Annotated in this window: 13 protein-coding genes and 1 tRNA gene; 9 read left to right on the top strand and 5 right to left on the bottom strand. The window is 72.5% G+C overall.

Annotated features, from left to right (window positions below):
• The first annotated feature begins 279 nt into the window (after window positions 1-279).
• From SCATT_RS05280 to SCATT_RS05270, 3 genes are all read left to right on the top strand, one after another.
• A complete protein-coding gene (locus tag SCATT_RS05280) occupies window positions 280-1,173 on the top strand; it encodes a helix-turn-helix domain-containing protein (protein ID WP_014141903.1) in 894 nt (297 codons plus the stop codon).
• 167 nt (window positions 1,174-1,340) lie between these two features.
• Entirely contained in the window at window positions 1,341-2,771 is a 1,431-nt protein-coding gene (locus tag SCATT_RS05275; RefSeq protein WP_014141902.1) for a pyridoxal phosphate-dependent decarboxylase family protein, read from the top strand.
• Window positions 2,768-4,300 (top strand): lysine N(6)-hydroxylase/L-ornithine N(5)-oxygenase family protein, encoded by a 1,533-nt coding sequence (locus SCATT_RS05270; protein ID WP_014141901.1) that lies wholly within the window; start codon window positions 2,768-2,770, stop codon window positions 4,298-4,300. Before SCATT_RS05275 ends, SCATT_RS05270 begins: the two co-directional genes overlap by 4 nt.
• On the opposite strand, the gene SCATT_RS05265 is transcribed toward SCATT_RS05270, so the two are convergent.
• Window positions 4,272-6,107 (bottom strand): bifunctional metallophosphatase/5'-nucleotidase, encoded by a 1,836-nt coding sequence (locus tag SCATT_RS05265; protein WP_014141900.1) that lies wholly within the window; start codon window positions 6,105-6,107, stop codon window positions 4,272-4,274. The two genes, SCATT_RS05270 and SCATT_RS05265, sit on opposite strands and share 29 nt — an antisense overlap.
• Window positions 6,108-6,321: 214 nt before the next feature.
• Here SCATT_RS05265 and SCATT_RS05260 point away from each other — a divergent pair, with 214 nt between their 5' ends.
• Both SCATT_RS05260 and pyk read left to right on the top strand, forming a co-directional pair.
• Window positions 6,322-7,017: an SIMPL domain-containing protein gene (locus tag SCATT_RS05260; protein ID WP_014141899.1), complete on the top strand. Its 696-nt coding sequence runs from the start codon at window positions 6,322-6,324 to the stop codon at window positions 7,015-7,017.
• A 157-nt stretch (window positions 7,018-7,174) separates the two neighbouring features.
• On the top strand, window positions 7,175-8,617 hold the full coding sequence (gene pyk, locus SCATT_RS05255; protein WP_014141898.1) for a pyruvate kinase: 1,443 nt from the start codon (window positions 7,175-7,177) through the stop codon (window positions 8,615-8,617).
• 6 nt (window positions 8,618-8,623) lie between these two features.
• Here pyk and SCATT_RS05250 read toward each other — a convergent pair whose 3' ends face one another.
• Both SCATT_RS05250 and SCATT_RS05245 read right to left on the bottom strand, forming a co-directional pair.
• Window positions 8,624-9,412, bottom strand: a complete 789-nt coding sequence (locus tag SCATT_RS05250) for a hypothetical protein (RefSeq protein ID WP_014141897.1) — start codon at window positions 9,410-9,412, stop codon at window positions 8,624-8,626.
• A gap of 77 nt (window positions 9,413-9,489) precedes the next feature.
• Window positions 9,490-9,572 (bottom strand) — tRNA-Leu (locus tag SCATT_RS05245).
• Between the two features lie 118 nt (window positions 9,573-9,690).
• Between SCATT_RS05245 and SCATT_RS05240 the strand changes: the two genes are divergently transcribed.
• A complete protein-coding gene (locus SCATT_RS05240) occupies window positions 9,691-10,323 on the top strand; it encodes an ANTAR domain-containing response regulator (RefSeq protein WP_086010107.1) in 633 nt (210 codons plus the stop codon).
• Window positions 10,324-10,391: 68 nt separating this feature from the next.
• Here the strand turns inward: SCATT_RS05240 and SCATT_RS05235 are convergent, their stop codons facing one another.
• Both SCATT_RS05235 and SCATT_RS05230 read right to left on the bottom strand, forming a co-directional pair.
• Window positions 10,392-10,865, bottom strand: a complete 474-nt coding sequence (locus SCATT_RS05235; protein WP_014141895.1) for a PaaI family thioesterase — start codon at window positions 10,863-10,865, stop codon at window positions 10,392-10,394.
• Window positions 10,866-10,946: 81 nt separating this feature from the next.
• Complete coding sequence (locus tag SCATT_RS05230; protein ID WP_014141894.1) at window positions 10,947-13,259, bottom strand: FdhF/YdeP family oxidoreductase; 2,313 nt, start codon at window positions 13,257-13,259, stop codon at window positions 10,947-10,949.
• A gap of 165 nt (window positions 13,260-13,424) precedes the next feature.
• On the opposite strand from SCATT_RS05230, the gene polA reads away from it, so the two are divergent.
• The 3 genes from polA to SCATT_RS37885 all read left to right on the top strand — a co-directional run bounded on the left by polA (window position 13,425) and on the right by SCATT_RS37885 (window position 17,983).
• Entirely contained in the window at window positions 13,425-16,160 is a 2,736-nt protein-coding gene (gene polA, locus SCATT_RS05225) for a DNA polymerase I (RefSeq protein ID WP_014141893.1), read from the top strand.
• Between the two features lie 294 nt (window positions 16,161-16,454).
• A complete protein-coding gene (locus SCATT_RS05220; RefSeq protein ID WP_014141892.1) occupies window positions 16,455-17,693 on the top strand; it encodes a lytic transglycosylase domain-containing protein in 1,239 nt (412 codons plus the stop codon).
• A gap of 155 nt (window positions 17,694-17,848) precedes the next feature.
• A complete protein-coding gene (locus SCATT_RS37885) occupies window positions 17,849-17,983 on the top strand; it encodes an SPW_0924 family protein (protein ID WP_014627532.1) in 135 nt (44 codons plus the stop codon).
• Window positions 17,984-17,992: the final 9 nt, after the last annotated feature.

Raw genomic sequence — 17,992 nt, 5'->3', positions numbered from 1 at the left:
AGTCACCCCCGGCGCGCCACCGACCCCGTACCGGCAGTAGGCGAAGCCACTCGGTGCCGAACCAAACCAAAACCCACCCCAACCACCCACCGGGCAGGGGCGAACGGGGGCCACCCCGGAACCCCGAACCGGGCGAACCGGCCACCACGGCGTGGGTGGGCGGGTCGCGGGTGCCGGCCGGGGAGTGATGGTTGGCCGCGAGCGCGAGCGGGGCCGTGGGGGGGGGGGGGGGGGAGCCCCTCTGGCGGGATGGCGTGGGGCGCGACAAGATCGGGCGTGATGTATCACACGTGGATGCGTTACTTCCGCCCGGGGCCCGCACACCACCGCCTCGGTCTGGTCTGCCTCGGCGTCGGATTGCAGCACGGGGCGCTGCCGGCCGTCGGCCCGCGCGTGGTCGACCACCACGTCGCGGTGGTCATCACCGCCGGCCGCGGATGGTTCCGGGCCGGCGGCGGCCCCGTGCAGACGGTGACCGCACCGGCGTTGCTGTGGCTCGTCCCCGGCGTGCGCCACAGCTACGCCCCGGCGCCGGAAGGCGGTTGGGACGAGGGGTTCGTCGACTTCACCGGCCCGGCCACCGCGGCCTACACGGAGTTGGGGTACATCGAGCCGGAGCGTCCCGTCGTGCCGTTGCGGGAGACCGCGGGGGCCCGGGACATGATCGCGCGGATCGCCCGCGCCGCCCGCCTCGGCAACCCGTTGCTGGAGGTGGAGACCTCCGCCGCCGTCCACGAACTCCTGGTCGCGCTGCGCCGCGCCCGCGCCGACACCGGGTGCGACGGCGACCCGGTGCTCGACGCGCTCGCCCGCGACGCCTTCCTCCCGCTGCCGGTCGCCGCCCACGCGGCCCGGCACGGCATGACCCTGGCCGAACTGCGCGCCGCCGTCCGACGGGGCGCCGGATGCAGCCCCAAGGACTACCTCCTGGCCATCCGCCTCGGCCGCGCCAAGGAACTTCTCGCCGCCACCGATCTGCCGGTCGCCGCCGTCGCCCGCCGCGTCGGCTACGCCGACCCCGCCTACTTCAGCCGCCTGTTCACCCGTCGCGTCGGCCTCGCCCCCATCCGTTTCCGCGAGCAGCAGCACGCCACCGTCCCCGGCGGGTGGAGCCGCCGCGTCCCCGACCCGGACCACCCGCCGACCATCGGCCCGTCCGGCCGGACGCCCTGAACACACCCCCACTGCTAACGACGCAACCCCACCCCACGTCACGCCCACGGCCCACCTCCGTACCACTTTCGGGTCGCGGTCGTTGTGCTCTCCGGGTGAACGCCCGCCGCGCCCGGAAGACTGCGGAGCGCGGACCCGCGCAACCGAACGCAGGAGGGGCACGCACCATGCCGACGCCGGACGACCGCGCCTCCGACGGCGCGGTCGCACTCGCAGGGGGCCCCGCCGGGCCCGGAGCGCTGCGGCCGTTGCTCGACCGAGTGCTGGACGCGCTCGTGGCCGGAGCCGCCGCGCGCGGCGGGCCGCTGCCGGCCGGCGGCCCCGGCCCGGTGGCGGTACGGCTGCGGGCCGCCGTCACCCCCGTACTGCCGGACACCGGCACCGGAGCCGCCGAAGCGCTCACCACCCTGGTCCAGGCGGTCGCCCACGGCGCCGCCGACCCCGCCGAGCCCTTCTGCGCCGCCCATCTGCACTGTCCGCCGCTGGCCGTCGCGGTCGCCGCCGACCTCGCCGCCACCGTGCTCAACCCCTCCATGGACTCCTGGGACCAGGCCCCCGCCGCCTCCGCCCTGGAGGCCGAGGCCACCGCCGCCCTCGCCGCCGTGGTCTACCCCGACCTGCCCGCCCCCGACGCCCTGGTCACCAGCGGCGGCACCGAATCCAACCAACTCGCCCTGCTCCTCGCCCGGGAACGCGCCCGCGCGGCCGGCGGCCCCGGCGTCCAGGTGGTCTGCGGCGCCAACGCCCACCACAGCGTCCACCGCGCCACCTGGCTGCTCGGCCTCCCCGAACCCGTCACCGTGCCCACCCCCGACGGCACCATGGACCCCGGACGCCTCGACGCCGCGCTCGCCGGACTCCACGGCCCCGTCCTCGTCACCGCCACCGCCGGCACCACCGACTCCGGCGCCATCGACCCGCTGCCCGACATCGCCCGGGTCACCACCGCCCACGGCGCCGACCTCCACGTCGACGCCGCCTACGGCGGTCCGCTGCTCTTCAGCCGCCACCGCCACGCCCTCCTCGACGGCCTCCAGTCCGCCGCGTCCGTCAGCCTCGACCTGCACAAACTCGGCTGGCAGCCGATCGCCGCCGGACTACTCGCCGTCCCCGACAGCACCGCGCTGCGCCCCCTCGGCCACCACACCGACTACCTCAACGCCACCGACGACACCGAGGCCGGCCTGCCCGACCTGCTCGGCCGCTCGCTGCACACCAGCCGCCGCCCCGACATCCTCAAGATCGTCGTCACCCTGCGCGCCCTCGGCCGCGACGGCCTCGGCGCCCTCGTCGACAACGTCTGCGACCAGGCCCGGCGCTTCGCCGACCTGATCGAGGGCCACCCGAGGTTCACCCTCTACGGCCGCCCCGTCATCAGCACCGTCCTCTTCCGCCCCGAACCCGCCACCGACGACCAGGTCGCCGCGATCCGCCGGGCCCTGATCACCTCCGGCAGCGCCGTGCTCGGCCGTGCCCGCGCCGGCGGACGCCTGTGGCTCAAGGCCACCCTGCTCAACCCGGACACCCCCACCGACCGTCTCGCCTCGCTGCTCGACGTCGTCACCGCCGCCATCCCGGAAGGAACCACCCCCCGATGAGCACCGGCAGCGCCCCCGCCGACCGGCAGCACGCCGGCTCCCGGCCCGCCACCGACCCCGCTACCGGCCTCGACACCGGCACCGGCCACGCCCCGCAGTCCGGCACCCCGGCCCGCCCGCTCGACCTGCTCGGCGTCGGCGTCGGGCCGTTCAACCTCTCGCTGGCCGCCCTCGCCGACGGCGTCCCCGCCTTCACCACCGCCTTCTACGACCAGCGGCCCGGCTTCCACTGGCACCCCGGACTCCTCATCGAAGGCGCCACCATCCAGGTCCCCTTCCTCGCCGACCTGGTCACCCTGGTGGAACCGGCGAGCCCCTGGTCGTTCCTGTCCTACCTCAAGAGCCGCGACCGGCTCTTCCCCTTCTACCTGGCCGAACGCTTCCACATCCAGCGCACCGAGTACGACGCCTACTGCCGCTGGGTGGCCGGCTCACTGCCCAACTGCCACTTCGGCCACCAGATCGACGCCATCCGCTGGGACCAGGAACGCGGCCTGTTCGAGGCCGACTTCACCCAGCTCGACGAGGACGGCCAGGCCGAGGCGCTCGGCCGCACCCACGCCCGCAACCTCGTCATCGGCATCGGCACCGCCCCCTACGTACCCCGCCATCTGCGACCGCTCGTCGAGGCCGACGGCGTACCCGTCCTCCACTCCGCCGACTACCTCACCCACCGCGATCAGCTCACCGCCGCCGGACACATCACCGTCGTCGGCGCCGGACAGTCGGGCGCCGAGGTCTTCCTCGACCTGCTCCGCCGCCGCCCGCCCGGCCGCGAGGGGCTCACCTGGATCGCCCGCACCGAATCGTTCGCGCCGATGGAATACGGCAAGCTCGGCCTCGAACAGTTCACCCCCGACTACACCCGCTACTTCCACCGCCTCCCGGAACCCGCCCGTGACGACCTGCTGCCGCGCCAGTGGCAGCTGTACAAGGGCATCGACCACGAGACGATCGACGCCATCCACCACGAGTTGTACCAGCGGGCACTGACAATCAGCGGTGACCAGGACGGCGTCCGCTGGCCCGACGTCACCCTCACCCCCGGCGTCACCGTGCGCACGGCCGGACGGCTCGGCGCCAACCGGGTCGAACTCCACCTCGACCACCTGCGCCAGGGCACCCAGTCCCGGCTCGTCACCGACGCCGTCGTCCTCGCCACCGGCTACCGGGAACGCCCCCTCGACGCCCTGCTGGCCCCCCTCGACCCGTATCTGCGCCGGGACTCCGCCGGACGCCCCCGGGTCGACGCCCACCACCGGCTCGTCCTCGACCCCGCGGTACGCGGCGCCGTCCACGTGCAGAACGCCGAACGCCACACCCACGGCGTCGGCACCCCCGACCTCGGCCTCGGCGCCTGGCGCTCGGCCGTGATCCTCAACTCCCTGCTGGGCAAGGAGGTCTACCCGCTGCCCCGGCGCACCGCCTTCACCACCTTCGGTCTCGACGGCGCCGACGACCGCCGCCCGGCCACCCCGCGGCCGGGCGGCAGCGGCCGGTTCACAGCACCGGCACTCCGTCGCGGGTGAGCCGCCAGTCCACCGAGGCGAAGGCGGCCGGGTCGATCACCTTGTTCTCCTTCACCCAGGCGATGATCGTGTTCCGGATCTCCTCGGACGACGACCAGATGGAACGCGCCGCGGCCACGTGCGGGAAGTTGCCGCCGCCGTTGGCCCGGTAGTTGTTGACCGCCAGCACGAACGAGGCGGCCGGGTCCAGCGGCTTGCCCTGGAACGTCAGATTGGTGATCCGCGACCCGGCCGGCTTGGCGATGTCGATGTCGTAGCCGAGCCCGGACACCACGTCGTAGTTGTAGTCCGGGGTGTTGTCCGCGTTGGTGATCTTCGTCAGGTCGACCGGGGTGCCGGCCGGGGTCTGCACGTAGTACCGGGCCGACCACTCCAGATAGTCCTTGAGCTGCGCCCCGGTCAGCACCCGCGCGTCCAGGGTGTTCTCGTACACGTACAGCCCGGCCACGTCCCGCAGCGAGACCTGGCCGGCCGGGATGGCGGCGGTCCGCGAGAAGCACGCCGCCTGGGAGAGCACCGGCAGGTCGCGGTACGCGGTGCCGGCCAGCGCCGCCTTGACGGTCGCCGCCTGCACGGTGTTGATGAAGTCGATGACCGGGGTGTCCCGGTACGGCGCCTCGGCCGCCGACATCGCCTCCTTGCAGGTGCCGATGACCTGGTTGACGTAGGCCACCACCGCCTGGTGCTCCTTGCGCACCAGGCGGGCCACGTGCGGGTCCTCCGCAACGGTGTTGGCGTTGCGCACCTCGGCGGTGACCGAGAGGACCTGCCAGCGGCCGTGCCGCAGTTCCAGCTCGAAGTCGAAGACGCTCAGCCGCATGCCCCACATCAGCGGCTCGGAGAGCACCACCGGCTTGCCGGTTTCGGCGTTCACCACGGTGCGCGAGGCGACCTCCTTGTGGGTGTGGCCCACCAGGATCGCGTCGATCCCCGGCACCTGCTCGGCCACCAGCGAGGAGGCGTTCTCCGGGTACGGCAGCGCGTCACCGTAGGAGGTGCCGCCGTCCAGCCCCGAGTGGTCGGTGCAGACCACCACGTCGCAGCCGAGCGCGCGCAGCTTGGGCACGTACACCTTGGCCTGCTCCACCAGGCCCGGGAAGGTCAGCTTCCCCTGCACGTTGTTCTTGTCCCAGATGGCGATGCCCGGGTTGGTCAGCCCGAGGATGCCCACCTTCACGTCCGGGCCGCCCGGCACCTTGATCCGCTTGACCACGTACGGCGGGAAGGCCGGCTTGAGCGTGGTGGCGTCGAGCGCGTTCGCCGCCAGCAGCGGGAAGTCGCACTGCTCCTGGAAAGCGCGCAGCACCGGTATGCCGTAGTTGAACTCGTGGTTGCCCAGCGCCGCCGCGTCGTACCGCATGTGGTTCATGGCCAGCGCCATCGGGTGCTTCGGCGGGCGCTTGCCGTTGCCGCCGGTGATCGGGTCGACCCGGGCGTAGTAGTACGACAGCTGGGTGCCCTGGATGATGTCGCCGGCGTCGATCAGCAGGGTGCGGTGGCGCCCCTTCTCGGCGCGGGCCTGCTCGACCAGCGTGGCGATCTTGGCCAGGCCGACGTCGTTGTGGGCGGCGTCGTCGTACTCCTTGTCGGTGAAGTAGTCCCAGTTGAAGACGTGGCCGTGCACGTCGGTGGTGCCCAGGACACGGAAGGAGGCGCGGCGCGGGTGGCGGTGCGCGGCCCCGGCGGGCGTCCCCGGCTCCGCCTGCGCGGTCCCGGCCGGGCCCACCGCGCCGGCCGCCCCGCCGAGCGCGACGACCGCGCCGGTCGCCGCCGAGCGGTTCAGAAAGGTCCTGCGGTCGATCGACATCCACTGCTCCCCAAGTGCGCGCCTGTCGGCTGACGAGGCGTCACCGATCTCCATGTGCGGTCAACGCGGTTAACGCGCGTAGATTCTGGCGCAGTCGGCGTGTACGCGACACCCCTGCGAGGTTGCGATCAGGTAATGCGGCGGGTAAGGGCCCGGGACCGTACGGACACCCGACGCGCGGAAACGGGCCACGCCCCGGTGCCACACTGGGCGGATGACGACACCGTGGCCCACCGGCCGGGGCACCGAAGGCACCCCGCACCTCGCCGTACGCGGCGAAGCCCACCTGGAGGCCGAACCCGAACTCGCCCGCCTCGACGTCACCATCACCGCCCGCGGCACCGACCGGCACACCGTCCTCGCCGACCTCACCCGGCGCAACACCACCGCGCTCGAACTGATCCGGGGGTACGGCCAGGCGGTGACCCGGCTGGAGACCGGCACCCTGGTGGTCACCCCCGAACCGGGCAAGGGACGGGGCGAACGCGTCCGCGCCCACCACGGCCGCGTACGGCTCACCGCCGACCTCGACGACTTCACCGTCCTCGGCGAACTCGCCGGCCGCCTCGCCGACCTCGACCACACCACCCTCGCCGGCCCTTGGTGGAGCCTGCGCCCCGACTCACCCGCCCACCGCACCGCCCGGGTGGCCGCCGTGACGGACGCGGTACGGCGCGCCCGCGAGTACGCCCAGGCGCTCGGCGGCGAACTCCTCGCCCTCCTCGAACTCGCCGACGAGGGAACCGACTTCGGCGCCGTCCCCGTGCCGCGGGCGTTCGGCGCGATGTCCACGGCGGCCCCCGGCGGCGGCGAGGGACCGGTCGTCCTCGACCTGGAACCGCAACGGCAGACCGTACGCGCCCAGGTGACCGCGCGCTTCACCATGACCCCGCCGGACCTACGGGGCTGACCCCCGGTGGCCGGCCGACCCGTCAACGCGGAAACCCGAACGCCACGCCGACCGATTCCTCCGCTTCTTCCGCACGTCAACAACCTTTAACCAGAAGGGCGTTCGCCCTTCTCCATGTTCCGGCTCCCTACCAACGGGTAGGTCGTAGGCTCGACCCATGCGCCGAGCGAAGATCGTCTGCACCCTGGGCCCTGCCACCGATTCCTACGACCAGATCAAAGCGCTGGTCGACGCTGGTATGGACGTGGCACGGTTCAACCTGAGCCACGGCAGCTACGCGGAGCATGAGGACCGTTACCGACGCGTGCGCAAGGCGTCGGACGAGTCCGGCCGCAGCGTCGGGGTCCTCGCCGACCTTCAAGGCCCGAAGATCCGGCTCGCCACCTTCGCCGAAGGACCCGTACTCCTTGAACGCGGCGACCAGTTCACCATTACCACGGACGAGGTACCCGGCGACCGCCACATGTGCGGCACCACCTACCGCGGCCTCGCCGGTGACGTCAGCCGCGGCGAACGGATCCTGGTGGACGACGGCCGCGTCACCCTGGAGGTCACCGGGGTCGAGGGCTCCCGGGTGCACACCCTGGTCATCGAGGGCGGCCTCGTCTCCGACCACAAGGGGCTCAACCTGCCGGGTGTCGCGGTGAGCGTCCCCGCCCTGTCCGACAAGGACGTCGAAGACCTGCGCTGGGCCCTGCGCACCGGCGCCGACATCATCGCGCTCTCCTTCGTCCGCGCCGGCCGCGACATCGAGGACGTCCACCGGATCATGGACGAGGAGAGGCGCCGGCTCCCGGTCATCGCCAAGATCGAGAAGCCGCAGGCCGTCGAGCGCCTGGAGGAGATCGTCGACGCCTTCGACGGCATCATGGTCGCCCGCGGCGACCTCGGGGTGGAGATGCCGCTGGAGGACGTGCCGATGGTGCAGAAGCGGGCGGTCGACCTCGCCCGCCGCAACGCCAAGCCGGCCATCGTCGCCACCCAGATGCTCGACTCGATGATCGACGCCTCCCGCCCCACCCGCGCCGAGGCGTCCGACGTGGCCAACGCCGTGATGGACGGCGCCGACGCGGTGATGCTCTCCGGCGAGACCAGCGTCGGCAAGTACCCCATCGAGACGGTGAAGACGATGAGCCGGATCGTGGCCGCCGCGGAGGAGGACATGCTCGCCGCCGGGCTGCCGCCGCTCAGCGAGCGCACCAAGCCGCGGACCCAGGGCGGCGCGGTGGCCCGGGCCGCCGCCGAGATGGGCGACTTCCTCGGCGCCGACTTCCTCGTCGCCTTCACCCAGAGCGGCGACACCGCCCGCCGGCTGTCCCGCTACCGCTCGCCCATCCCCGTCCTCGCCTTCACCCCGGAACCGGCCACCCGCTCCCAACTGTGCCTCAGCTGGGGCGTGGAGACCTTCCTGGGGCCGATGGTGCAGACCACCGACGAGATGGTCGAGCAGGTCGACGAGCAACTGCTGCGCATCGGCCGCTGCCAGCGCGGTGACACCGTCGTCATCACCGCCGGCTCCCCGCCCGGCATGCCCGGCACCACCAACATGGTCCGCGTCCACCACATCGGCGAGGACGACTCCCCCCACCCGTCCCGCTGACCCCGCTCAGTGCTTGGGGCCGATGTGGCGGTCCATGAGAGCGACGGAGGAGCGGCGGGCGACGGATATGTTGTACGGTCGGCCGCCCCGCCGCGTGACCTTCCATTCGACACCGACCTTGTCGAGGGTGTCGGCGTACAGCCGCAGGATGTCGGTGGACTTGTTGGTGAACAGGTACCGCGGGTATTCATAACGTCTGCGCTCACCGCCGACGTCCCGGACCGTCCAGTTGGTGACCCGGCACCCGTCGGAGTGGACGAGGCCGCGGATGAACTCCCAAGGGTGGGAGTCGACGATGTCCTGTTGCCACCGCTCCAGCGTGATCTCACGTTCGTGCTTCCTGCCGGGACCGTGCTGGGGGAAGAGGCACCACAGATGCGTCGAGTAGACCTTCACGTTGCGGCAGCCGGTGCGGCGTACCCGGCAGGTCCTGTTGTCGGGGAAGACGGCGCGTAGTGCCTCCTCCGCCAAGTCCATCAGCCCCGGCCATCCTTCACAGCACGTGATCATCAGGCTGGGCGCCCGATGCTGGGAGTACTGCACGATGTGACCGTCACCCAGATAGAGGCCGAGCAGGTAGGAGTAGGCCACCGCGTCCAGATCCCGCCCGTGGCACCGGGGGCAACGGGTGCTCGGGCGGCCCGGGAGGGCGTCCCGTGCGGCCCGGTCGAGGTGGTGCCAGTAGCCGATGGTGCCGGACGGCACCCCGAGACGCCGCCCGACCTCCGCGTTGCCGACACCGGAACGCAAGAGGGCGACGGCCTTCTGGCGGATCGCGAGGTCGTGATGTTGCATGCACACATCGTCACACTCGGTGACGATGGTGCCTAGGCCAAACTGGCGAATACCACCCGAACGAGTGGTCGAACCGGTGCCGGGTGCGGGACTCGAACCCGCACGCCCTCTCGGGCAATCGCTTTTGAGACGATCGTGTCTACCATTCCACCAACCCGGCGCGCTGCGTGAGCAGTGTACCGGTTCACCGAGCTCCGGCACACCTGGGTAGGCTTTCTTGGGCACCCCCCGCCCTTGAAACGAGGAGCCCAGTGAGCGCCGCTGACGCCCCCGACGAGATCACCGCCCACGCCGCCGACGACGCTGGCGAATCCGGCACTTCGCACGTGCCGCCGCAGACCACCCGCGTGGTGATCGCCGAGGACGAGGCGCTGATCCGCCTCGATCTCAAGGAGATGCTGGAGGAGGAGGGGTACGAGGTCGTCGGCGAGGCCGGGGACGGTCTGCGGGCCGTCGAACTCGCCGAGGAGCACCGCCCCCACCTGGTCATCCTGGATGTGAAGATGCCGGTGCTGGACGGCATCTCGGCCGCCGAGCGGATCGCCCAGGAGCGGATCGCCCCGGTGCTGATGCTCACCGCGTTCTCCCAGCGCGAGCTGGTCGAACGGGCCCGGGACGCCGGGGCGATGGCCTATCTGGTCAAGCCGTTCAACAAGAGCGACCTCGTGCCCGCCATCGAGATGGCCGTCTCCCGCTTCACCGAGCTGCGCGCGCTGGAGATGGAGATCGCCGACCTGTCGGTGCGGCTGGAGACCCGCAAGCTCGTCGACCGGGCCAAGAGCGTGCTCCAGACCAAGTACGGACTCACCGAGCCGGCCGCGTTCCGCTGGATCCAGAAGACCTCCATGGACCGCCGGATGTCCATGCGCCAGGTCGCGCAGGCCGTCATCGAAGAGGTCGGCAAGGAGTAGCCCGCCGGATCGCGGGACCGCCGGACACCGGCCGCCGCGCGCGACGGCGCGCGGCGGCCGGTGCCGTCTCACGCTCCCTGGGCGTTCGGCGTCACCGGGCGCAGCATGCAGGTCAGTCGCGCGGAACAGACGCGGCGGTCCTGCTCGTCGGTGATGACGACCTCGTAGGTGGCGCTGGACCGGCCGCGGTGGACGGGGGTGGCGACGCCGGTGACGAGGCCGGCCCGGATGCCGCGGTGGTGGGTGGCGTTGAGGTCGACGCCGACCGCGATCTTGTGCGGGCCGGCGTGGAGCATCGCGCCGACCGAGCCGAGCGTCTCGGCGAGCACCGCGGAGGCGCCGCCGTGCAGCAGCCCGTACGGCTGGGTGTTGCCCTCCACCGGCATGGTGCCGACGACGCGCTCGGGGGCGGCGTGGGTGATCTGGATGCCCATCCGGGTGCCCAGATGGCCCGCGGAGAACAGCGCGGTCAGGTCGATGCCCTGGCCGGCGTACTGCTCGATGATCTCCGGTGGGAACTGGGTGGAGGTCTGCTCGCCCATCTCGGTCGGCTCCGATCGTCCTCGGTCGTCGCGGGTCGGTTCCGGACGCCCGGCCGGAACTGCCACCGTCCTATCAGGTGTTCAACCGACGACGGCCGTCCCCTGCGGGTGTTCTCGATCACGTACCGGCTCCAGCCGGATCACCACGGACTTGGAGGCCGGGGTGTTGCTGGTCTCCGCGGTGTGGTCGAGCGGCACCAGGACGTTGGTCTCCGGGTAGTAGGCGGCGGCGCAGCCGCGGGGGGTGGGGTAGTGGACCACGCGGAACCCGGGGGCGCGCCGTTCGACGCCGTCCGTCCACTCGCCGACCAGGTCGGCGTAGTCGCCGTCGGCGAGCCCGGCGTCGGCGGCGTCGGCGGGGTGGACGAGGACGACCCGGCGTCCGCCCTTGATGCCGCGGTAGCGGTCGTCGAGTCCGTAGACGGTGGTGTTGTACTGGTCGTGCGAGCGCAGCGTCTGGAGCAGCAGGCGGCCCTCGGGCACCCGCGGGTATTCGACCGGGGCGGCGGTGAAGTTGGCCTTGCCGGTGGCGGTCGGGAAGGTGCGGGAGTCGCGCGGGGCGTGCGGCAGGGTGAAGCCGCCGGGGCGGCGCACCTTGGTGTTGAAGTCCTCGAAGCCGGGGACGACGCGGGCGATGCGGTCGCGTACCCGGTCGTAGTCGGCCTCGAACTCGGCCCAGGGGACGACGCTGTGCGGGCCGAGGACGGCGCGGGCCAGCCGGCAGACGATGGCGGGTTCGGAGAGCAGGTGGGGGCCGGCGGGCTCCAGGGTGCCGCGGGAGGCGTGCACCATGCCCATGGAGTCCTCGACGGTGACGAACTGCTCGCCGGAGGCCTGCCGGTCGCGTTCGGTGCGGCCGAGGGTGGGCAGGATCAGCGCGCGGGCGCCGGTGACGACGTGGGAGCGGTTGAGCTTGGTGGAGACGTGGACGGTGAGCCGGGCGCGGCGCATGGCGGCCTCGGTGACCTCGGTGTCCGGGGAGGCGGCCACGAAGTTGCCGCCCATGGCGAAGAAGACCTTGGCCTCGCCGTCCCGCAGCGCGCGGATGGCCCGTACCACGTCGTAGCCGTGGTGGCGGGGCGGGGCGAAGCCGAATTCCTGCTCCAGGGCGTCGAGGAAGGCGGGGGCGGGGCGTTCGAAGATGCCCATGGTGCGGTCGCCCTGGACGTTGCTGTGGCCGCGGACCGGGCAGACGCCGGCGCCGGGGCGGCCGACGTTGCCGCGCAGCAGCAGGAAGTTGACGACTTCGCGGATGGTGGGGACGGCGTGCTTGTGCTGGGTGAGCCCCATCGCCCAGCAGACCACGATCCGGCGGGCGCCGAGGACCATGGCCAGCAGCCGGTCGATGGCGGGGCGGTCGAGGCCGGTGGCGTGGAGCACCTCGTCCCAGTCGGTGTCCCGGGCGGTCTTGGCGAACTCCTCGAAGCCGTGGGTGTGTTCGGCGATGAACGCGGTGTCGAGGGCGCCGTCGGTCTCCAGCAGCAGGCGGTTGAGGGCGCGGAAGAGCGCCTGGTCGCCGCCGATGCGGATCTGGAGGAAGAGGTCGGTCAGCGGGGTGCCGCCGGCGGCCAGGCCGCGTGGGGTCTGCGGGTTCTTGAACCGTTCGAGTCCGGCTTCGGGCAGCGGGTTGACGCTGACGACGCGGGCGCCGGCGGCCTTCGCCTTCTCCAGGGCGGAGAGCATGCGGGGGTGGTTGGTGCCGGGGTTCTGGCCGGCGACGATGATCAGGTCGGCCTGGTGGAGGTCGTCGAGGAGCACGCTGCCCTTGCCGACGCCGAGTGTCTCGGTGAGCGCGGAGCCGGAGGACTCGTGGCACATGTTGGAGCAGTCCGGCAGGTTGTTGGTGCCGAACTCGCGGGCGAAGAGCTGGTAGAGGAAGGCGGCTTCGTTGCTGGTGCGGCCGGAGGTGTAGAAGACCGCCTGGTCGGGTGAGGCCAGGGCGGTGAGTTCGTCGGCGATGATCTCGAAGGCCCGTTCCCAGGGCACCGGCTGGTAGTGGTCGGCGCCCTCGGGCAGGTACATGGGCTGGGTGAGCCGGCCCTGCTGGCCGAGCCAGTAGCCGCTGCGCCGGGCGAGGTCGGAGACCGGGTGGCGGGCGAAGAAGGCGGGGGTGACGCGGCGCAGGGTGGCCTCTTCGGCGACGGCCTTCGCGCCGTTCTCGCAGAATTCGGCGCGGTGGCGCTTGTCGGGCTCGGGCCAGGCGCAGCCGGGGCAGTCGAAGCCGTCCTTCTGGTTGACCTTGAGCAGGGTGAGCGCGGTGCGGCGGGCGCCCATCTGGCGGGTGGCGATGCGCAGGGAGTGGCCGACGGCGGGCAGCCCGGCCGCCGCGTGCTGGGGTCCGGTGACCTCGGGCGCGTCCTGGACCGGGTCCCCGTTGGGCGGTTTGGCTGCCATCTTCGCTCCCCTTCGAACGTGCCGGCCCTCGCGGCGGGCCCGGGTCGACGTGCTCGTTCCGATCCTCCCACGGGCCGCCGACAACGCGCCGGTCACCTTCCGCGACGGGGCGCTCACCCGCCCGCCGGGACCGGAGTGTCAGTGGTCCGTGGCAGGATCGGGGGCGTGGCAGCAAAGGCATCGAAGACGACGACCGCAGCGACCGGCACCGCGGGTGGTGACCGGCCGCGCCTGCTCCTGCTGGACGGGCATTCGCTGGCGTACCGCGCTTTCTACGCGCTGCCGGTGGAGAACTTCAACACCGTGACCGGGCAGCCGACGAACGCCATCTACGGCTTCACCTCGATGCTGGCCAACACGCTCCGTGACGAGCAGCCCACGCATCTGGCGGTGGCGTTCGACGTCTCGCGCAAGACGTGGCGTTTCGACGAGTACCCGGAGTACAAGGCGACCCGGTCCAAGACCCCGGACGAGTTCCGCAGCCAGGTGGAGCTGATCGGGGAGCTGCTGGACGCGATGCGGGTGCCGCGGTTCGCGGTGGAGGGTTACGAGGCGGACGACGTGATCGCCACCTTGGCCTCGCAGGCGGAGGCGGCCGGTTACGAGGTGCTGATCGTCACCGGTGACCGTGATGCGCTCCAGCTGGTCTCGGAGCACGTGACGGTGTTGTACCCGACCAAGGGGGTCTCGGAGCTGACCCGGTTCACGCCGGCGAAGGTGGAGGAGAAGTACGGGCTGACCCCGCGGCAGTACCCGGACTTCGCGGCGCTGCGCGGTGACCCGTCGGACAACCTGCCGGGGATCCCGGGGGTGGGGGAGAAGACCGCCGCCAAGTGGATCCTGCAGTTCGGTTCCTTCGCCGAGCTGGTGGAGCGGGCCGAGGAGGTCAAGGGCAAGGCCGGGCAGAACCTGCGCGAGCATCTGGAGTCGGTGAAACTCAACCGGCGGCTGACGGAGTTGTGCCGGGACGTGGAGTTGTCCACGGGTCCGGACGGTCTGGCGCGTGAGGCGTACGACCGTCCGTCGCTGGAGGTGGTGCTGGACGCGCTGGAGTTCCGCAACCCCAACTTCCGGGAGCGGCTCTTCGCGGCGGACCCGGGCGCGGCGCTGGACGACGCGGTGCCGGTGGCGGTCGGCGGGGTGGAGGTCGACGGCCGGGTGCTGGAGGGGGGCGAGCTGCCGGGGTGGCTGGCGGAGCACGGGGCCGGGCCGCTGGGGCTGGCCAGTGTGGACGCCTGGGCGCTGGGCAGCGGCGGCGTCAGTGAGATCGCGCTGGCGAGCGGGGCGGGGCCGGCGGTGTGGTTCGACCCGGCGCGGCTGGACGAGGCCGACGAGAAGGCGTTCGCGGCGTGGGTGGCCGATCCGGCGCGGCCGAAGGTGCTGCACAACGCCAAGGGGGCGATGCGGGTCTTCGCCGAGCACGGCTGGCGGGTGGAGGGGGTCACGATGGACACCGCCCTCGCCGCGTATCTGATCAAGCCGGGGCGGCGTTCGTTCGCGCTGGACGCGTTGTCGGTGGAGTACCTGGGGCGGGATCTGGCTCCGGCGGGCGCCGAGGACGGCCAGTTGGCGTTCGGCACGGACGAGCGGGCGGAGGCCGACGCGCTGATGGCGCAGGCGCGTACCGTGCTCGACCTGGGTGAGGTGTTCGCGGCCCGGCTGGAGCAGGACGGCGCGTTGGAGTTGCTGCGTGACGTGGAGCTGCCGACGTCGGCGGTGCTGGCCCGGATGGAGCGGCACGGCATCGCCGCGGACCGCGAGTGGCTGGAGCGGATGGAGCAGCAGTTCGCCGGCGCCGTGCAGCAGGCGGTGAAGGAGGCGCACGCCGCGGTGGGCCACGAGTTCAACCTGGGGTCGCCCAAGCAGCTCCAGGAGGTGCTCTTCGGCGAGTTGGGGCTGCCGAAGACGAAGAAGACCAAGACGGGGTGGACGACGGACGCCGACGCGCTGGCGTGGCTGGCCGGGCAGACCGAGCACGAGCTGCCGGTGATCATGCTGCGTCACCGGGAGCAGGCGCGGCTGCGTTCGACCGTGGAGGGGCTGATCAAGACGATCGCCCCGGAGGGCCGGATCCACACCACGTTCAACCAGACGGTGGCCGCCACCGGCCGGCTCTCCTCCACCGACCCCAACTTGCAGAACATCCCGGTGCGCACCGACGAGGGCCGGGCGATCCGCCGCGGCTTCGTGGTCGGTGAGGGGTACGAGTCGCTGCTGACCGCCGACTACAGCCAGATCGAGCTGCGGGTGATGGCCCATCTGTCCGAGGACGAGGGGCTGATCGCCGCCTTCACCTCGGGGGAGGACCTGCACACCACGGTGGGCTCGTACGTCTTCTCGGTGCCCCCGGAGGGGGTGGACGCGGAGATGCGCCGCAAGATCAAGGCGATGTCGTACGGGCTGGCGTACGGGTTGTCGGCGTTCGGGCTCAGTCAGCAGCTGGGCATCGACGCGGCCGAGGCGCGCGGGCTGATGGACATGTACTTCGAGCGGTTCGGCGGGGTGCGTGACTATCTGCAGCGGGTGGTGGAGGAGGCCCGGGTCACCGGTTACACCGAGACGCTGCTGGGCCGTCGCCGTTATCTGCCGGATCTGACCAGTGACAACCGGCAGCGCCGGGAGATGGCCGAGCGGATGGCGCTCAACGCGCCGATCCAGGGGTCCGCCGCCGACATCGTCAAGATCGCGATGCTGCGGGTGGACGAGGCGTTGCGACGGCAGCGGCTGCGTTCGCGGCTGCTGCTCCAGGTGCACGACGAGATCGTGCTGGAGGTGGCGCCGGGTGAGCGCGCCGAGGTGGAGGCGCTGGTGCGGCAGGAGATGTCCGGTGCCTATCCGCTGCGGGCGCCGCTGGACGTGTCGGTGGGCGTCGGTGACGACTGGGAGGCGGCGGCGCACTGAGGTGACGGTCGCGGCCCCGGGGGGCCCGGGGCCGTGGCGTTCCCGTGCCGTGGGGGTGGCGGCCGGCGCGGTGAGGTGAACGGCGTCCGTACTCCTTGTGCGTCGTTGAGAGTGGCTGCCGTGGTGTGGCTACGGTCCATCAGTTGCCGTAAGGTCCGTTGCGTTGTCGCGCCGGGGGGCGCACACGGTGCAGCACGCGCCCGCCGCCGGGTGGTTCGTGCTTCCCGCGCGGGACCTGGCAGGCCCGGACGCGGCACACCGCAGGGCGAGACGGCATGGGAGGGGAAAGGGCGTATGGCAGCTCGGTTCGGCCGACGGGTACGCAACGGGGTCCTGAGTACGGCGGTCGCCGCGGCGGCGATGGCGGCGCTGACCGCGTCGCAGCCCCCTGGTCTGGCGTCGGCCGCGCACGGTACGACGGACCCGGCCCCGCCGCCGGGCACGCCGATCGACGGCGGCTCCCCGTACATCACCGACCTGCCGCCGCTCAAGTCCCCGCATCCGGGCGGGGGTTCGGGCGGCCACGGGCCCACCGCGGGGCCGGGCGCGGGCGTCGGCGGTGCCGGGCTGCCGGCCACGGTGTTCGCCGCCTACCGCAACGCCGAGGCCAAGGTGGCGCAGAGCCGGCCCGGCTGCCATCTGCCGTGGGAACTGCTGGCCGGCATCGGCCAGGTGGAGTCCGGCCAGGCCGACAACGGCGACGTGGACGCGGCGGGCACCACGCTGCGGCCGATCCTGGGCCCGGTGCTCGACGGCAACGGTTTCGCGAACATCCCCGACACCGACGGCGGCCGGTACGACGGCGACCCGCTGCACGACCGGGCGGTGGGCCCGATGCAGTTCATCCCGTCCACCTGGGCCGCCTGGGGCGCGGACGGCAACGGGGACGGGGTCAAGGACCCCAACAACATCTTCGACGCGGCCCTGGCGGCCGGCAACTACCTGTGCGCGGCCGGCGGCGACCTGTCCGTCTCCAAGAACATGGACCGCGCGATCCTCGGCTACAACCACTCGCTGGACTACCTGCACACGGTGCGCGCCTGGTACGACTACTTCCGCAAGGGCGCCCACGACGTGCCGGACGAGCCGGTCGGCGGCCCCGGTACCGTCCTGCCGCCGGCGCTGCCCTCGGCCGGGCCGTCGCCCTCCGCCTCGACGCCGGCCGCTCATGGCGGCGGCGGCAAGGGGCACGGCGGTTCGTCGGGCTCCTCGCCGGTCGCGCAGCCCACGGTCTCGGTCAGCGGCAGCATCGGTCCGGCGCCGAGCCACCCGGGCGGCGGCAAGCACCCGTCCCCGTCGCCGACGGCCACCTGCCCGGTGCCGTCCGCCTCCGCCTCCGCGAGTGGCAGCGCGTCGCCGACCGCCACCCCGACGCCCTCGGCCACGCCGACCGTGACCCCGTCGCCGTCGCCGTCCACCAGCGGCTCGCCGAGCCCGACCCCGACCCCGTGCGCCTCGTCGCCGAGCCCGTCGTCGGCCAGGGGGAGCGCCTCGCCGTCGGTGAAGGCCCAGCCGAGCCCGTCCGCGAGCTGACGCGGCGTCAGGGGCGGGCCGGGCGACGGCCCGCCCCACGCGTCCGCGTTCGGTGGAACCTGTTCTCATTTCGCCTCCCGGTTGCTACCGTGCCCGCGCCCGGCGTCACCCCGGCCGGAGCAGCACAGCCGCAGCCCGCAGTCGGGAGGACGGTCATGCGTGCCCTGATCGCCGCGGTCGTCGGAGCCGCCGCAGCCTTCGCCCTGGTGCTCGTCGTCACGGCGGCCGGCGCGCCCTCCGGGACGACGTCGCCGAAGCCGCTGCTGACCACCGTGCCCCGGCAGCCCTGACGGGGTCCG

Origin of the sequence: Streptantibioticus cattleyicolor NRRL 8057 = DSM 46488, from assembly GCF_000240165.1 — a bacterium.
Taxonomy (GTDB): Bacteria; Actinomycetota; Actinomycetes; order Streptomycetales; family Streptomycetaceae; genus Streptantibioticus; species Streptantibioticus cattleyicolor.
This window is presented reverse-complemented; position numbering and strand designations above follow the sequence as displayed.